Raw genomic sequence first — 15,187 nt, forward strand, 5'->3', positions numbered from 1 at the left:
GAGGATGACACTATTAACATGATTACCCATGAATTTGGTCATGTTCTTGGGCTTGCACATATAGATAGTAGAAAAATTGATTCTATTATGGACTATGCAGACGTATTTGACTGGGATATAGACGGACCAACAAGTTACGACAAGAAAAATATTCGCGAACTCTACGGTCGATAATTTGAAAGGATGTGTTATCAGTGAAAAAAATGATAACGACTGTGACTGTAGCCGCAATGGTTGCAGGTGTTGGAGCGGGATTAGCCTATAAAGAACTGAACAGTGCAAGCAATCATAGTGTTGCATTGGCTAAAACATTCTCATCGATAGACGATATTGTGAAAGATGCTAAAGTAATCATAAAGGGTAAAGTACCCAAAGAATATCGAAAAGAAGTTGTAGGTGAAATCGTTTTTCATGTTTATGATGTTCAGGTTATCAAGTTGTATAACAACCTCACCGATCAAGAGATTAAAGAAGGGGAAACTGTCGAGATGTACCGCCTCGTCGGTGTAGAAAGCAAGGATGGTAAAGATATGGCGAATATTGTTGCACCTAAATATCAATCCCTCCACGAAGGAGAATACCTCTTATTTCTTAACGGACAATTCGACGATAATCTAAATAAATTAATTCTTATACCCAACACGCCAAATCAGCTATTTAAAGCGGAAAAATCCAGCAGGTTGGCCTCCTGGAAATCAAATAACACTGAATTTGAAAATATCACAGAGGACGATGCTCTTCCTTCAATAAACGAGGCAGATCTATTGGATGCAATTGATTCACTAAAGTAATTCTTTCTAGGCACTTCTTCATGAAGTGCCTTCAGCTTGTAGTCAAAGTCCGTACATGGGTGATCTGACCCGCTCGCTCTCGTGACGACCAGCAAAGAAGCTGGCAGGGTCCGCTTCAAAACGCGACGCGGGCAAGGGGAAACATCTGGGTAGTTCGACGAAGTGAGACTTGTGCCCCCTGTTTTTCCCCGCGTCTTTCGTTCGTTTTTCTGCTGAGCAGGTAGTCAAAGGAGCTCGCTTGGCCCATCACTCCATGTACGTTTTCTCCACCTTCGGTTTATCAATGTGCAGGTCTTTCCGACCGGAAACGGTTTCCAGGCAGAACTCAATGATTAAAAGTACAGTTTGACAGGCAAGCGAATACTTGCCTGTTTTTTTAGAAAAAACCATCCCATATAAAAAACAGGCGTCTGTTTGCCTACAGACGCCTGTTTTTTCGGCAACAAAAAAGCTGCCGGACGTACCCGACAGCGCGCAGCGTTCATTTTCAACATGGTCCCATTCGTAATGTGCTATTTCATCATTTTGCCCATCCGGTACGCAGCCTCCATGATCGGACGGGCAAATTCGCGCATTTTTTCCGGCGTCAACCGGTTGGATGGCCCGGACGCGGCAATGGCTGCCACCAATTTGCCGTTGCGGTTAAATATCGGGGCAGCTACGGCGGCGGCCCCCAATTCCCGTTCCTCCACGCTGGTGGCAAACCCCTGCGCCCGAATCTGCTCCAACTGCTCCAGGTACGCCTCCCGATCGATCGAGTCCGGCCAGTTGGGATCGTTCAGCACAGCCTGGAGCACCTCCGGCTCGGCGTACGCCACCAGCACCTTGCTGGACGCGCCCACGAAAAGCGGCATGCGTGCTCCAATGGGAGCCACCCGGCGGATCGGCTGGTTGCTCTGCACCGCCTGGATGCGAATCCGCTCGTTGCCGTCCCGCACGTACAGACTGATGGTCTCGCCCACCAGGTCGCGCAAACGCTCCATCTCCGGAAGCAGAACGGTGGCAGGGTCATCCGAATGGGTCAAATTGGCCGAAAGCTCCCAGATCCGAAAGCCGAGCCGGTATTTCTCCGTCTGTGCGTCGCGGATCAGGAAGCCTTTGTTTTCCAGGGTCGCCAGCAGCCGATGCACCGTACTTTTATGCAGGGAAAGGCGGCTCGCGATCTCGCTGAGGCCCAGATCAGTCGAATCCGTGAAACAGAGCAGGATGTCCAGCGCACGCTCCACCGCCCGCACGTTCGTTTTTGCCTCTTCCATCTGTTCTCACCCGCTTTCATGTTGGAATGTCACCGATCGTTTCACTAGATGAAATATGGTTCTACTCTTCAGTATAGAAAAAAGGCGGACACACGTAAAGCGAAAAAAAGCGCCGTTTCAGGCAGTAAAACGATGGACGGCCGCATCGTTCCTGCAGGGGACCCGCCATACTGCCCCCAACAGCAAAAGGCAGCCGCCTTGAAAGCGGCTGCCTCAGACTGAAGACAAACGGTTCATTGAATAAGTGTCCATAAGAAAATGATTTCCAGGCCGGAAGGCCTGCCCATTCATCAACCGAAGCGGAAGACAATGTGCATCGCATGGAGGGATGGGCCAAGCGAGCTCCTTTGACGACCGACTCAGCGGAAAAACGAAGACGCGGGGACCAACAGGGGACACAAGTCTCACTTCATCGAAACACCCAGATGTTTGTCCCCTGCCCGCGTCTCGTTTTGGAGCGGACTTCATCCGCTTCTGTGCTGGACGTCAAGCGAGCGAGCGGGCCCGATCTCCCATGCGCCGCGAACTTTGTCTACACGCTGAGGCAGCCGCCTTGAAAGCGGCTGCCTGTGTATGTCCATCGGTACGGGAATGTCTGGCGCTTGTTAGAAATCGAAATTGTCGGGGTCGGGACCGAACCGCTTGTTTTGGTTCAGCGCGCTGATCCGCTCCATGTCTTCGCTGCTCAGCGTAAAATCGAATACGTCCGCGTTTTGACGGATGCGCTCCGGCGTGACCGATTTCGGGATGATAACCACGCCGTTTTGCAAATGCCAGCGCAGGACGACCTGTGCGGGCGTCTTGCTGTACTTCTCACTCAGTTCTGTCAGCAGCGGCAGGTCCAGATTGCCTTTCATCAACGGGCTCCACGCTTCCAGCTGGATGCCGTTTTCCTTGCAGTATGCGCGCAGTTCCCGCTGGGTCAGAAGCGGATGGCACTCCACCTGGTTTACGGCCGGCACGATCTCGCTCACCTTGCGCAGCTCCTCCAGATGGTGCACCTGGAAGTTGCTTACGCCGATCGCCCGCACGTATCCTTCACGATAGAGCTTCTCCAACGCCTTCCACGTCTCCAAATACTTTTCCTTGACCGGCCAGTGCACCAGATAGAGATCGAGGTATTCCAGGCGGAGCTTTTTCATGCTCTCGTTAAACGCCTTCAATGTCGTCTCGTACCCCTGATCAGCATTCCACACCTTGGTCGTGATGAACAGCTGATCGCGGGCGATGCCACTGTCCTTGATCGCTGTGCCGACGCCGGTCTCGTTTTCGTAGATGGCCGCCGTGTCAATGCTGCGGTAGCCCACTTCGATGGCGGTGCGAACCGCCCGCTGCACTTCTTCCCCTTCTTTTGCCTTGTAGACGCCCAGACCCAGCCACGGCATGCTGACTCCGTTGTTCAATACAGTGCTGTCTCCGATATGCGTTGCCATTTGGATCTCCTCCCGTCTTTTCCAATATGTATAAGCGTATATAGTGTAACACAACCATACTTCCAAAAAAAGGCGGTAACTGTTTGGAACCCGCTTTATCCGGAGATGGGCGACCTCACCGGATGCCTTCCCTTTCATCAGTACAACCGCTTTGTATAGCTCTCCTGCAGCGCTTCCTCCACTTGCTTGCCGGTAGTAATCCCTGGGGCGTTCATGTTAATGTGGTCGGCCAGCACCTGGGCCATGGCCGGCAGCTGCTCCCTGTCCAGCCACGCTTCCGGCTGCCAGAGGCCAGAGCGCTTGAACGCCTTGGCACAGTGGACGAAGCACTCCTCCACCCGCACCCCGATGCCAACGGCCGGCACTTTGCCGTTTACCGCCATCCGGCTCAGAATGTCGGCGTCCCGGATGACGCAGGCCCGGCCGTTGACGCGCAGCGTCTCTTCCAGACCCGGGATGAGAAAGATCACCCCTACCCGGGGATTGGACAGGATGTTGCGCATCGAGTCCATCCGCCGGTTGCCGGGTCGTTCGGGAATGACCAGGTGAAAGTCATCCAGCACGTGCACAAAGCCCGGCCCGTCCCCGCGCGGCGAGGCGTCGCAGTTTCCGGCGGCGTCTGCCGTGGCCAGCACGAGAAACGGCGATTTGGCAATAAACGCACGGCAGTGCCCGTCCAGGCGGTCAATCGCCTTGCGCCGTACCAGTTCCCTCGGCTCGCCCAACAGTTCACGCAGCTCCGCCTCGGCGGTCACCACGTCCTTAAAGATCGTCTTGTTATCCATCCTGTACACCTCCAGCTCAACTTTTCCATGCTGCTTTCGACTACCACACAAAATCGTCCAACGTTTGCGTCAATGACACGTGGGACATGGGACGCGAAATCCCCCGCACATCACGCTGCTCATCACGCGAAGCGGGTATCGGAGTCTGCCGGTCTGGGACAGGCTGTCATGGCTATCCCCTGACTTCCAGCAATACTTTCCCTGTGCTTTGTCTGCTCTCCACCCACTCGTGGGCTTTGGCCGCTTCTTCCAGCGGAAACCGCCTCCCGATCCTGATGCGCAGACGCCCGTCGGCCAGAAGGCGAAACACCTGCTCCGCCGTATCATGCAAGAGATGGGGACGCATTTTCCGGGTCGTGCCGAAGCTGAATCCGAGCACGGAGCGGCAGCTTGCGTGCAAGTCTTTTGTCGCAAACGTCCCGACGGCCCCGCCTGCATTTCCGAAGTGAACCAGCCTGCCGTACGGAGCGAGGCAGGTCATGCTTTTTTCCGAGACCCATCCGGAAATCGAATCCAGGATGACATTGGCCCCTTCCCCGTTTGTGAGCTGGTTTACCTTTTCCGCAAAGTCTTCCCGCTCGTAGCAGATGACGTGATCCGCACCGGCTTCCAGAGCGGCCGCCGCTTTTGCCTCGCTGCCGACCGTCCCGATGACGAGGCCAGCGCCCAGAATTTTGGCCAACTGGATCGCCGTCGTGCCAATGCCGCCTGCCGCGGCATGGATCAGGACCGTTTCGCCCGGTTCCAGTCTGGCCACATCGGCGAGCAGTTTGTAGGATGTGAAGGAAACGACCGGACAGGCCGCTGCCGTATCCACATCCACCTCGTCGGGGAGTGCAAAGGTGAGCTGTTCGTCCGCGACCGCATACTCCGCGTACGATCCGTGCTGCGGAAACGCAATCACGCGCTGGCCCACCTTGACGCGCTTTACGTCGGCCCCCACCCGCTCGACAATTCCGACCGCATCCAGGCCGGGAATGAACGGGAGCGTGCCTGTCCCCTTTTTCCCGTACCTCGATTTAATATCAGCAAAATTTACGCTGGTTTTTTCGACACGAATTAATACTTGTCCAGAATGGATCTCCGGCAATTCCACGTCCGTGTAGATCATCGTTTCCGGTCCGCCAAACTGCGTGACCACGATCGCTTTCATCCCTTCATTCCCCCCACCGGCCGTTTTTCTATTTATTTCTTCAGGGCTTCCATGTTCGTTTCGTCCAGTCAGCTGCGGGCAGCTGCTTCCGGCTGGGACGTACCCGTGCCCCCTTCGTCACGAAACTGGCGAATGGTCTCAAGCAGTTTCCGCATCGAACTGGACAAAATCGCGTCGCGTCGGCGAATGAACACCGTGGAGACGCGGCCAAACTCGTGCGGAATGGAATGACAGCGGATGCGTCCCGCCTCCTCCAGGTGAGCAACAGCTGCCCTAGGCACGAGCGAGACCCCCAATCCGGAGGCGGCCATGGCCAAAATCGTCTCCAGCGTGCCAAACTCCATGATCCGCGACGGTGTAATCCCTTCCGCCGCGAGCCACTGCACCAGCCGGGCCCGATAGCCGCAGCCGGAGCGAAACACGAGCAGCGGTCTGGATTTGCATTCGTCAAGTGTATGGGAAGCACCGTCGCCGCTCGCGATCAGGACCAGCTCTTCTTCCGTCAACAGCTCCTGGGCAATCTCCGGATGCTCGATCGGTCCGCTGACAAACGCGCCGTCCAACTCATAGGCCAGCACATCGTTCACCAGGTGTTCCGTCACCCCGGTTACCAGCGACAGATCGACGCGCGGATACCGACCGCAGTAGACAGACAGGATCGCCGGCAAGCCGGAGACCGTCTCGACAGAGCCGATCAACAGCGGGCCGGACGGATTCTCCTCGTCCTGAAACGCCTTTTCCATCTCGTCCATCATCGCCAAAATCTTCTGCGCGTAAGAAAGCAGCTTTCTGCCCTCGGGATTCAGCGTCACCCCTCGCGAATGCCGATAAAACAAGGGCGTTCCCAGCTTTCGCTCCATATGCTGAATGCGCGCCGTCACGTTGGACTGCACGTAATTAAGCGCCCGGGCCGCCCGGCTGACGCTGCCGTGTTGAGCGACGGTTTGAAAAATGCGCAGATCACTCAGTTCCACGCCGCTCCTCCCCCTTCCTCTCTCTTCCACTCTGGTATCAATCATAATGATGAGTACAATCATTTTCAATCGTTTTACATGATAAAAATTCCGGAATATGATGGAGATCGTGAATGAGTCAAAGCAATGGAAAGGCAGGCAATCACAGCAACATGAATACCAACCACATTCTCAAAGGGGCATTTTTGTGCCTGATCGCGAGCGTCGCATGGGGGGCAATGTTTCCCGTGGCCGAAAGCGCGTTTGCTCATCTCGATCCGTTTTTCTTTTCCGTCATCCGCTACTCCGCCGTCTCCGTCATCCTGTTGGTCCTCTTGTGGCTGAAGGAAGGCGGGCGGGCGCTTCGCTTTGACGGCCGCGGCGCATCGCTCTGGTTTTTCGGCACGATGGCGTTTACCGTCTACAACCTGTTAATCTTTTGGGGCCAAAACCAATTGGGCACGTCGGGCGTGATTCTCGCTTCGGTGATGGAAGCGCTGATGCCGATGATTTCGGTGCTGGTGCTGTGGATCTGGAGCCGGAAGCAGCCGGCGCCGTTTACTGTCGGCTGCATCGCGGTGGCCCTGGTCGGCTGCTTTCTGGTGATTACCAAAGGGGATTTGCACGCATTTCTCCTGGGAACCGACCGGCTGTTTCCGGTTCTCGTGATTTTTGTCGGCGTCCTGGGCTGGGTCATCTACACGATTGGCGGCAATGTTTTCGCCGAGTGGTCCGTACTCCGCTACTCCACACTGAGCTGCGTGCTGGGCACCGCCACTTCGCTTGCAATCGTTCTCGTGCTGTCTGCTTTCGGCATGTTGTCCGTCCCTGCGCTGCCGTCGATCTGGTCGGCCGGCCCCGAGCTTGGCTTCATGATCCTGGTCGCCGGCGTGCTGGCACTGGTCAGTTGGAATGCGGGCGTGAAGCTGTTGACGCCAATCAACGGCATCCTGTTTATCAACTTCGTGCCCGTCACCACCTTTGTCATCTCCGTGATGCAGGGGTACCGCCTCACCCTGTTTGATGTGGGGGGAACGCTCCTGATCATCGCGGCGCTGATCGCCAACAACCTTTATCAGCGCAGACAGCTCAAGCTGTCCGCCGCGGCCGCCCGCGCAACCTCATAAAAAATCGTTCGCTGCATTGGGCAGCACCATCCTCGTCCGTGCAGCAAAAAAGACCACCTGACGTCAAGGTGGTCTTTTCAATATCTATTTGTTGATGCTGTTCAATACAACGTTCCATTGTGATTCATGGTCTTTGGAGATGACACTTCCCTGTCTAGTCGTCAGCCGGAAATCCTTTTCTCCCTTCAAGAACACCAGGTATTCCTTGCCTACCTCCACATCAGCCGGCAAATTGATGATGGCACTGTCCTGGTCGAGCTCTCCTTTGTACGCTTGCAAAATGTCTGCCGTAACGGTCTTTACATACTCGTTTTCATGCACGATTTCCACAGGCATGACATGAAGCACAAAATCGGACTGATCTATCAATTCTTCCGTACTGCTCGCCTTCTCTACGATGTGAACGTTCTTTTTCGTCAGCCGCTTTGCCTCCGGAGAATTTTGAATGTAGGTCACCATGTCGTCTTTCTTTCTGTTCATCACAATGTTTTCATTGCCACGTAATTGATTCTTGTCGATTTCAATGATCGTCTCCTCTCCGATCGGCGTATAGACAGGCCGGGGATACAGCTCATGTTCCCAGTATTCCAGAAACAACAAATACTCTTTCCCTTTTTTCAACGCATCTTTCGCTTCATACACATCAATTGACTTCGCGTTTACATTCCCTTTCAATTCCGTTTTCACAGCGACAGTGTATCGGTAGGTGTTGGTGCTGCTGAATTTCGCTTCATCCACTACTTCGCCAATCACGACATGGTCAGAAGCCTTTACGGCATCGTCTACGTTTGTTATTGCTGTCACGGTTTCTCCTTCCCTGCTGGTAATGTGCAAAGAAGCATCACGATGATCCGGCGTGCAACCCGTGATTACAAACAGGGACAGAATGGCCATTGTGAAAACTTTCTTCAGCTGTTTCACAATAAAATCCTCCAATCTTGATAGGATTATGTGATCGCGCCCGCCACTCGTGCTCATGCGGCGGCGTTTACCGCACACGTGCGGCTGAAAAACACGAAACGGAAGCAAGTCCCCTATCTGGGGCCGCTTCCGTTTTCGTCGTTCGCTTCTCCATGACCATCGAATGCAGCAGTGCGGCCGCTTGTCAATCCGCCTTCAAATCCGCCTTCAGAACGGCCATTCCAATTTGGTGCCAATCACGTGGTCGAGCGGAATAAAGCCGATGTCCCGACTGTCCCGGCTGTTGTTGCGGTTGTCCCCCATCACGAAGATGTGGTTGTCGGGCACGACGACTTTTTCCAAGCCGTCGTACTGGGCTGTCTCCTTGATGTACGGTTCGTCCAGCGGCTTGCCGTTGCGGTACACCTGGTGATTCTTAAATTCCAGGACGTCGCCCGGTTTGCCGATTACGCGCTTGACGTACATGAAATCTTCCTTTTGATTGCCCAGCATCAGGTGAATCAACGGATGGTTCATCAGGTCATCCCGGATTGTGCGCTCTCGGTTTACACGGCTGTCGATCACGACGATGTCGCCGTAATCTGGCAGGTACGAAAAGGTGTGGGAGAGTTTGGACACGTAGATCCTCTGCTGATCATGCAGCGTCGGGTCCATGGAGTGGCCTTCCACCTTGAACGGTTGGAAAACGAAGACGCCCAGAACCAGCGCCAGCAATGCCGCGAAGACGATGGAACTAATCCAATCCCAAATCTCTTTGAGCTTCACAAGCAGCCCGCCTTTCGTACAAGTTTGTCTACCACGTATGATAGCACAAACTCGGCTGCAAATTAACCGGGCCAGCTCGCTCCCCCTCTCCCCTTCACGGCAGCCCGCGAAATCCCCGTGAATTTCCCCGGACAACCGTCAAGCGATTACCTCCACATCGGGGTTGTAGCGCCGCACATACCAAAGCAGATCGTCTCCGCCCACCCCGCTGGACGCCGGATGATGCGGCTGCTGCATCAGATGGCTGACAAGCTGTTTTGTCCCTCTCTCCAGCCGTTTACGCGCCGCATCCGGCAGCGTCAACACGTGCGGCACGAGCAGCTGCAGGTACCAGACCCCCCGCTGCTCCTCGGAAATGTCAATCTCCAGTTCGATATCACTGCTGTCAAATGCAAACAGATGGTTGAACAGCGACTCTCTCGCGTTCGCGTCCAATTCCGACACGTCAAGCCTTTGCACACTCAGGTAATACTCGTCATTGAACAGGACAATCTGTTCGTCAATCGGTTGGTACTTCTTTTTCAGCGGGTCCATGTGCGTACCTCCGTTTCTTTTCGTGATATTTTTCAGAATAAAACGACAATGGGGGTTTCAGCAAGATCTGTCTGTCTGTTTGTGCACACTCACGACCTGGCTGTCCCCGCAAGCGTAAAAAAGGCCTTGCTCAATCGGCAAGACCTCAGACTGAAGACAAACGGTTCATTGTATAAGCGTCCATAAGAAAATGATTTCCAGGCCGAAAGGCCTGACCATTCATCAACCGAAACTGTAGACAACGTACATCGCATGGAGAGATGGGCCAAGCGAGCTCCTTTGACGACCGGCTCAGCGGAAAAACGATGACGCGGGGACCAACAGGGGACACAAGTCTCACTTCATCGAAACACCCAGATGTTTGTCCCCTGCCCGCGTCGCGTTTTGGAGCGGACTTCATCCGCTTCTGTGCTGGGCGTCAAGCGAGCGAGCGGGCCCGATCTCCCATGCGCCGCGAACATTGTCTACACGCTGAGGCCTTGCCCAATCGGCAAGACCTTTGCAGCATTCCTGATATGCTAGAACAGTGACGATCCTTCTGCCAGCGCCTCCGCGTCCTCGCGGGTGATCAGCACGGCGCGGGGCTTGCCGCCGTTCTGACCGGCGACGTAGCCGTCCGCCTCCATCATCTCGATCAGGCGGGCCGCCCGGTTGTACCCGATGCGGAAGCGGCGCTGCAGGGCAGAGGCGGAAGCCTGTCCCTGTTCCGCGACAAAGAGCAGCGCCTCGTGGTACAGCGGATCGTCGCCCATGTCGTACGACTGGACCTGCTGCTCCAGTTCCTCTTTGCTAAACAGGTAAGACGGCTTTCGCTGCTGTTTGATCGCGCGCGTGATCCGCTCGATTTCGTCGTCCGAGACGTAGTTCCCCTGCAGGCGAACAGGAGTGACCCCGCTCTCCAAAAAGAGCATGTCGCCCCGTCCCAGCAGCCGCTCCGCGCCCGACTGGTCGAGGATGGTGCGGGAATCCACCTGTGAAAAAACGGCAAAGGCGAGACGGGTGGGCACGTTGGCTTTGATGTTGCCCGTGATCACGTCCACGGACGGCCGCTGCGTGGCCAGCAGCAGGTGAATGCCGCAAGCCCGCGCCTTTTGCGCAATGCGAATAATGCATTCCTCCACATCCTGCGGCGAGACCATCATCAGGTCGGCCAATTCATCGATCACGATTACGATGTACGGCAGCGGCTGGTCGACGGTCTGATTATAACGTTCGATGTCACGCGCACCCGCGTCGACGAAGAGCGCATAGCGTTTTTCCATCTCCTCCACCGCCCACTTCAGGGCGGCTGTCGCCTGCTTGGCGTCTGTCACCACTGGCGTCACCAGATGGGGCAGATGGTTGTACGGAGCCAGTTCCACCATTTTCGGGTCGATCAACAGCAGCCGCACTTGTTCCGGCGTCGCCTTGTACAAGAGGCTGACGATGATCGAGTTGATGCAGACGCTTTTCCCCGAGCCGGTGGCACCCGCGATCAGTCCGTGCGGCATCTTCTTGATGTCGGCGACGATCGGCTCCCCGCCAATGTCCATGCCGAGCGCCACGGCCAGCGGTGACGGATGCTCGCGGAATTTCGCCGAGCCGATGATCCGGCTGATCAGGACCGGCTGACTGGTCAGGTTGGGGACCTCAATCCCGACGGCGTTGCGGCCGGGGATCGGCGCCTCGATGCGGATGTCCTTGGCCGCCAGGTTCAGCTTGATGTCGTCAATGAGGCTGGTGATTTTGTTCACCTTGACCCCAGGCGCCGGCTGCAGTTCAAAACGCGTGACGGACGGCCCCTTGACGATGCCCACCACCTGGGCGTTGACGTTGAAATTGGCCAGCGTCTCCTCCAAAAGCATTTTTTGAATCTGCGTGTGTTCGTCGTCGTCTTCGCTCATCGGCGGGCAGGGGTCGAGCAGATCGAGCGACGGCAGCTCGTAAGACGGTTCCGCAGTTCCTGCAGCCGACGATGCCCTTTCCTGCACGGCGGCAGAGGCGGCAATTTCTTTTGCGCTCATCTCCTGTTCCCGGACTGTCCATCCTGCAGCAGCTTCCAACTCGGCGGCTTGAGGCTGTTCCGCAAGGTCGCAAGCAGTCGATTCGGGAGCGGACGCCTCCCATGCAGGGGAGAGCGGCTTGGCCGCCGATTCGTCCGACAGCGCTGGCGCCTGCGTTTCTCCCGGTTCTGTCGGCACCTCGTCTGCATCTTCGTCCGCTGTTTGGGCGGGCACTGCCGGCGATTCGCACGCGACATCCATCGGCGCCTCTGATTTTTCCGACGGCGTCGTCTCTGTTTCCAGCACCGTCTCTGTTTCAGGCAATGTTTCTGTCTCTGCCACCAACTCTGTCTCAAGTACCGCGTCTGTCTCCGGCACCATCTTTGTCTCCGGCCCCGGTTCCATCTCATGCGCCGTCTCGGACACCGTCTCCGTATTCATCACAGCCTCGGCTGCTGCCGTGTTATTGAACACCACATCACGTGTTGTCAGCTCATCGGAGGCCGCCGATTCTGCTTGTACCTCCGAAACGTCCCGTGCTTCAGCAGCTTCCCCCGCATCCGTACCGTTCTTTGCTGCGGGCACTTCCTGTTTGGTCCACGGGAGCGTTGCAGCCGTCTCTGCCGCCGGTTCATTCGGCTGCAGTTCCGCCGAAACAGCGTCTGTCTCCGCTTTAGCCGTCAACTCGGGACGGTCCGCAGCCTCCTCCGTGTTTACAAATTCCCGCTTGTTGTCCGCTCCGGCGTAGAAGATCCCGGACGTCGTGTGAATCCGGTGCTCCGTCTCCCGCGTGGACGGCGTCATTTTTCCGTATACCGGGGAGATGAACTCCGACGGCTTATATGTACGTTTTTCCGCAGCAGCCCCCGCCGGGCGCAACGGCTCGGCTTTTCTCTCCTCACGTCGGACCGTTTCTGTTTTAACGCGATCTATTTTGCGCGGGGTATGCTCAGCCCCCCGCTTCTCTTGAATCACTTCCGGCTTCACTTGTTCGCCGGCCTTCATACCGTCGGCGATGCTGCGGGCGGATGAGCCGCTGCGAAAGACCAGATCAGGCCCTGAGTACACACTGTCACCCCGCCCGGGCTTGTCCATCTCCACCGGCTCTCTCTTCTTCGGCCGGTGAAGCTCCTCGTCCGAGATCACGGGAAAGCGAAAATGGCGTTGCCTCTCCCTTCTCGGAAACTCCGGTTCCTGCTCGTCGCCCCGCTGTTTCGGGTAAATGTTCTTTGTCTTTGCCCGGAGTTGACCGGCGGCTGGTCCGGCAGGCGGGCGATAACGGACGGTTTCACGCTCCAGCTCTCGCTCCTGCTCTTCTTCTCCCAGCACATATCGGATCATCTTTTGCAGCCACGACCACATGTTGCAACGTTCCTTTCTTTCATTACCTACCTTTTGTATCGAGTGATTTTCTCTTTCATATTAGCATGAATCATCCGCTGGTTTTTACGCCCAATGTTTTTTTCTAAAATTCCGCAACCTTTTTTTTCATAAAACGTAGTAGATATTGGGAATGAAAAGACAATCTAAGGGAGGATGAGAAACATGTGGAAAAAGGGCAGTGCCCTGCTTCTCGCCCTGATGCTGCTGCTGACCGGCTGCGCCGGTGAAGCATCGCTCGTGCGTGACGCCATGGTGGCATCGCTGGAGAAACATAACTACGACTTTGAAGGAACAATCAAATTGACCGGCGACATTGACAAGCTGCCGGCCGCCCTTGGAAAACAGCAGCAGGACAAGGAATCTGCTGCAATCCTGGCCGCTGTACAAGCAGGCGTAACCGTGAAAGGCACAGTGCTTGACACGAAAAACATGAAGTTCAATGTGGAAGTGAACGACGACAAACTGCTTCGCGAAAAACAGTTCTGGACCGGCGACAAAAAAGCCGCGCTGGAAGTGGTGATCAACGACGGCAAGTTGTTTGCAAAAACGCCGCTGGATCAAAAGTACCTGCTGTTTGACACCAACGTGATCAACGCGGCTGCTCTTGGCGAAAACGTCAAAGTGGATGCCGCCAAAATCAAAGAGTATCAGGACAAGATGAACAAACTGGCGATTGACTTCATGAAGAAGTACTTCGCTACATACGGCTACAAGCTGTCCAATGCGAAAAACCTGGGCACCGAAACCGTGCAGCTGCCCAACGGCGAAAAGGTAAAGGCAACCCACGTAGCCGTGAATCTTGACGCCAAAGAACTGATCAACATGTTCTTCTACACCGCCAACGACGCGGTAACCAACCAGGAGGTCAAAAAGTTCGCCATCGAAATGATGGTGCTCTCCAACAGCCTGAATGAAGAACTGCTCAACCCGGAAAAGAAAACCAGCGAAGCGGAAAAACGCGCAGTCGCCGAAGCGATGGTAACCGCCGGTCTGGCAAAAGCCAAGCAATGGCTGGATACCGAGGGCAAAAAGCAGACACCGGAACAACTTCTGGAAAAGGCTAAACAAAATGGCTTCCATGGCGTGACGTTGAACATGGACTTCTACATCACCGAAGAAAAACTGCCGGTTCGTCAAAAGAGCACGCTGAACGTTACCTTCCAGGTTCCGGAAATGAAACAGCCGCTGACCATCGGGCTGGAATCGGATCAGTACAGCTACAACTTCAACAAAGCGACCAAGTATGACGTTCCGTCCAAAGACGCCGCTGTAACGCTCGACCAGCTGAAACAAGACAAAAAAGCGCTCGACGCATTCCGTGAAAAAGGCTTCCTGCGCGTGTTCGCAGAAAAAGCGCTGGAAGAGCACCAGGCCCTGGAGCAGTTCAAGGCAATGGAACAGGAGACGAAAAAGTAAGCGGATAACGTATGACAGGCATGGCGCCGAAAACGCCATGCCTGTTTTTTCATTATATTTTATAATCAGCCTACCGGCTTGCCGGAATGATCCCCCGCTCTTCCAGATAGCGCAGGACGATCTGGACCGACTCCTCTACCGACTGCGTGCCGCTTTCCACGATCAGCTCCGGGGAGAGCGGCTCTTCGTAGGGAGACGTGATGCCGGTAAACTCGGCAATTTCTCCGCTTCTCGCCTTCCGGTACAAGCCTTTTGGATCGCGCCGTTCGCACTCCTCCAGCGGACATTTGACGTAAATCTCCACAAATTCGTCCGGCTCCACCAGTCCCCTCGCCAACTCGCGGTCCTCGCGAAACGGGGAGATAAAGGCCGTCAGCACGATCACGCCGGCGTCGACGAACAGCTTGGCCACTTCGGCGATCCGCCGGATGTTTTCCTTGCGGTCAGCCGGGCTGAACCCCAGCCCGCGATTCAGGCCGTGCCGAATGTTGTCGCCGTCCAGCACGTAACTCTTCAGACCGCGCTCGTGGAGCTGCTGATCCACGGCGTTGGCCAGCGTCGATTTGCCCGCGCCGGACAGTCCCGTAAACCAGAGGATACAGCTTTTGTGGCCGTTTTGCCGTTGGCGGTCCGCCTTCGTCACTGTCGTCGGATGCCAAACCACATGGGCGTTCGCTTTGCTCATCGC

15 protein-coding genes are annotated in these 15,187 nt (G+C 55.6%); 4 read left to right on the forward strand and 11 right to left on the reverse strand.

The features are described from left to right. The first annotated feature begins 18 nt into the window (after window positions 1-18). Both KDN35_RS18635 and KDN35_RS18640 read left to right on the forward strand, forming a co-directional pair. Entirely contained in the window at window positions 19-174 is a 156-nt protein-coding gene (locus tag KDN35_RS18635) for a matrixin family metalloprotease (protein WP_249179200.1), read from the forward strand. Window positions 175-215: 41 nt separating this feature from the next. After that, on the forward strand, window positions 216-791 hold the full coding sequence (locus tag KDN35_RS18640) for a hypothetical protein (protein ID WP_349291003.1): 576 nt from the start codon (window positions 216-218) through the stop codon (window positions 789-791). A gap of 332 nt (window positions 792-1,123) precedes the next feature. Here KDN35_RS18640 and KDN35_RS18645 read toward each other — a convergent pair whose 3' ends face one another. The 6 genes from KDN35_RS18645 to KDN35_RS18670 form a co-directional block, all read right to left on the reverse strand. Continuing rightward, window positions 1,124-1,285 (reverse strand): hypothetical protein, encoded by a 162-nt coding sequence (locus tag KDN35_RS18645; RefSeq protein ID WP_212133560.1) that lies wholly within the window; start codon window positions 1,283-1,285, stop codon window positions 1,124-1,126. A gap of 18 nt (window positions 1,286-1,303) precedes the next feature. Continuing rightward, a complete protein-coding gene (locus tag KDN35_RS18650; protein WP_212133561.1) occupies window positions 1,304-2,047 on the reverse strand; it encodes an IclR family transcriptional regulator in 744 nt (247 codons plus the stop codon). Window positions 2,048-2,652: 605 nt separating this feature from the next. After that, the gene (locus tag KDN35_RS18655; RefSeq protein WP_171567513.1) at window positions 2,653-3,480 is read right to left on the reverse strand and encodes an aldo/keto reductase; all 828 of its coding nucleotides are present in this window, start codon (window positions 3,478-3,480) and stop codon (window positions 2,653-2,655) included. 137 nt (window positions 3,481-3,617) lie between these two features. Continuing rightward, window positions 3,618-4,265: a pyridoxamine 5'-phosphate oxidase family protein gene (locus KDN35_RS18660; protein ID WP_212133563.1), complete on the reverse strand. Its 648-nt coding sequence runs from the start codon at window positions 4,263-4,265 to the stop codon at window positions 3,618-3,620. A 172-nt stretch (window positions 4,266-4,437) separates the two neighbouring features. Then, window positions 4,438-5,418: a quinone oxidoreductase family protein gene (locus tag KDN35_RS18665; protein ID WP_212133565.1), complete on the reverse strand. Its 981-nt coding sequence runs from the start codon at window positions 5,416-5,418 to the stop codon at window positions 4,438-4,440. Between the two features lie 68 nt (window positions 5,419-5,486). Continuing rightward, entirely contained in the window at window positions 5,487-6,392 is a 906-nt protein-coding gene (locus KDN35_RS18670; protein ID WP_171567511.1) for a LysR family transcriptional regulator, read from the reverse strand. Window positions 6,393-6,544: 152 nt separating this feature from the next. Here KDN35_RS18670 and KDN35_RS18675 point away from each other — a divergent pair, with 152 nt between their 5' ends. Beyond that, complete coding sequence (locus KDN35_RS18675; protein ID WP_171567518.1) at window positions 6,545-7,498, forward strand: DMT family transporter; 954 nt, start codon at window positions 6,545-6,547, stop codon at window positions 7,496-7,498. 84 nt (window positions 7,499-7,582) lie between these two features. On the opposite strand, the gene KDN35_RS18680 is transcribed toward KDN35_RS18675, so the two are convergent. From KDN35_RS18680 to KDN35_RS18695, 4 genes are all read right to left on the reverse strand, one after another. After that, the gene (locus tag KDN35_RS18680) at window positions 7,583-8,302 is read right to left on the reverse strand and encodes a hypothetical protein (RefSeq protein ID WP_212133566.1); all 720 of its coding nucleotides are present in this window, start codon (window positions 8,300-8,302) and stop codon (window positions 7,583-7,585) included. Window positions 8,303-8,626: 324 nt separating this feature from the next. Next, the gene (gene lepB, locus KDN35_RS18685) at window positions 8,627-9,184 is read right to left on the reverse strand and encodes a signal peptidase I (RefSeq protein WP_371808918.1); all 558 of its coding nucleotides are present in this window, start codon (window positions 9,182-9,184) and stop codon (window positions 8,627-8,629) included. A 138-nt stretch (window positions 9,185-9,322) separates the two neighbouring features. Beyond that, window positions 9,323-9,718: a hypothetical protein gene (locus KDN35_RS18690; protein ID WP_212133567.1), complete on the reverse strand. Its 396-nt coding sequence runs from the start codon at window positions 9,716-9,718 to the stop codon at window positions 9,323-9,325. A gap of 518 nt (window positions 9,719-10,236) precedes the next feature. Continuing rightward, entirely contained in the window at window positions 10,237-13,062 is a 2,826-nt protein-coding gene (locus KDN35_RS18695) for a DNA translocase FtsK (RefSeq protein ID WP_212133569.1), read from the reverse strand. 183 nt (window positions 13,063-13,245) lie between these two features. On the opposite strand from KDN35_RS18695, the gene KDN35_RS18700 reads away from it, so the two are divergent. Beyond that, the gene (locus KDN35_RS18700; protein ID WP_171567507.1) at window positions 13,246-14,499 is read left to right on the forward strand and encodes a hypothetical protein; all 1,254 of its coding nucleotides are present in this window, start codon (window positions 13,246-13,248) and stop codon (window positions 14,497-14,499) included. 70 nt (window positions 14,500-14,569) lie between these two features. Here KDN35_RS18700 and cysC read toward each other — a convergent pair whose 3' ends face one another. Further along, window positions 14,570-15,184: an adenylyl-sulfate kinase gene (gene cysC / locus KDN35_RS18705; RefSeq protein WP_212133571.1), complete on the reverse strand. Its 615-nt coding sequence runs from the start codon at window positions 15,182-15,184 to the stop codon at window positions 14,570-14,572. Window positions 15,185-15,187: the final 3 nt, after the last annotated feature.

This window comes from Brevibacillus sp. NL20B1, assembly GCF_018195675.1.
Lineage (GTDB): Bacteria > Bacillota > Bacilli > Brevibacillales > Brevibacillaceae > Brevibacillus > Brevibacillus aydinogluensis.

Excerpts from the sequence above, each read along its gene's own strand:
- KDN35_RS18635 (WP_249179200.1), top strand. The coding sequence starts at position 19 with ATGATTACCCATGAATTTGGTCATGTTCTTGGGCTTGCACATATAGAT.
- KDN35_RS18645 (WP_212133560.1), bottom strand. The coding sequence starts at position 1,285 with ATGTTGAAAATGAACGCTGCGCGCTGTCGGGTACGTCCGGCAGCTTTT.
- KDN35_RS18650 (WP_212133561.1), bottom strand. The coding sequence starts at position 2,047 with ATGGAAGAGGCAAAAACGAACGTGCGGGCGGTGGAGCGTGCGCTGGAC.
- KDN35_RS18655 (WP_171567513.1), bottom strand. The coding sequence starts at position 3,480 with ATGGCAACGCATATCGGAGACAGCACTGTATTGAACAACGGAGTCAGC.
- KDN35_RS18660 (WP_212133563.1), bottom strand. The coding sequence starts at position 4,265 with ATGGATAACAAGACGATCTTTAAGGACGTGGTGACCGCCGAGGCGGAG.
- KDN35_RS18665 (WP_212133565.1), bottom strand. The coding sequence starts at position 5,418 with ATGAAAGCGATCGTGGTCACGCAGTTTGGCGGACCGGAAACGATGATC.
- KDN35_RS18675 (WP_171567518.1), top strand. The coding sequence starts at position 6,545 with ATGAATACCAACCACATTCTCAAAGGGGCATTTTTGTGCCTGATCGCG.
- KDN35_RS18690 (WP_212133567.1), bottom strand. The coding sequence starts at position 9,718 with ATGGACCCGCTGAAAAAGAAGTACCAACCGATTGACGAACAGATTGTC.
- KDN35_RS18695 (WP_212133569.1), bottom strand. The coding sequence starts at position 13,062 with ATGTGGTCGTGGCTGCAAAAGATGATCCGATATGTGCTGGGAGAAGAA.
- KDN35_RS18700 (WP_171567507.1), top strand. The coding sequence starts at position 13,246 with ATGTGGAAAAAGGGCAGTGCCCTGCTTCTCGCCCTGATGCTGCTGCTG.
- cysC (WP_212133571.1), bottom strand. The coding sequence starts at position 15,184 with ATGAGCAAAGCGAACGCCCATGTGGTTTGGCATCCGACGACAGTGACG.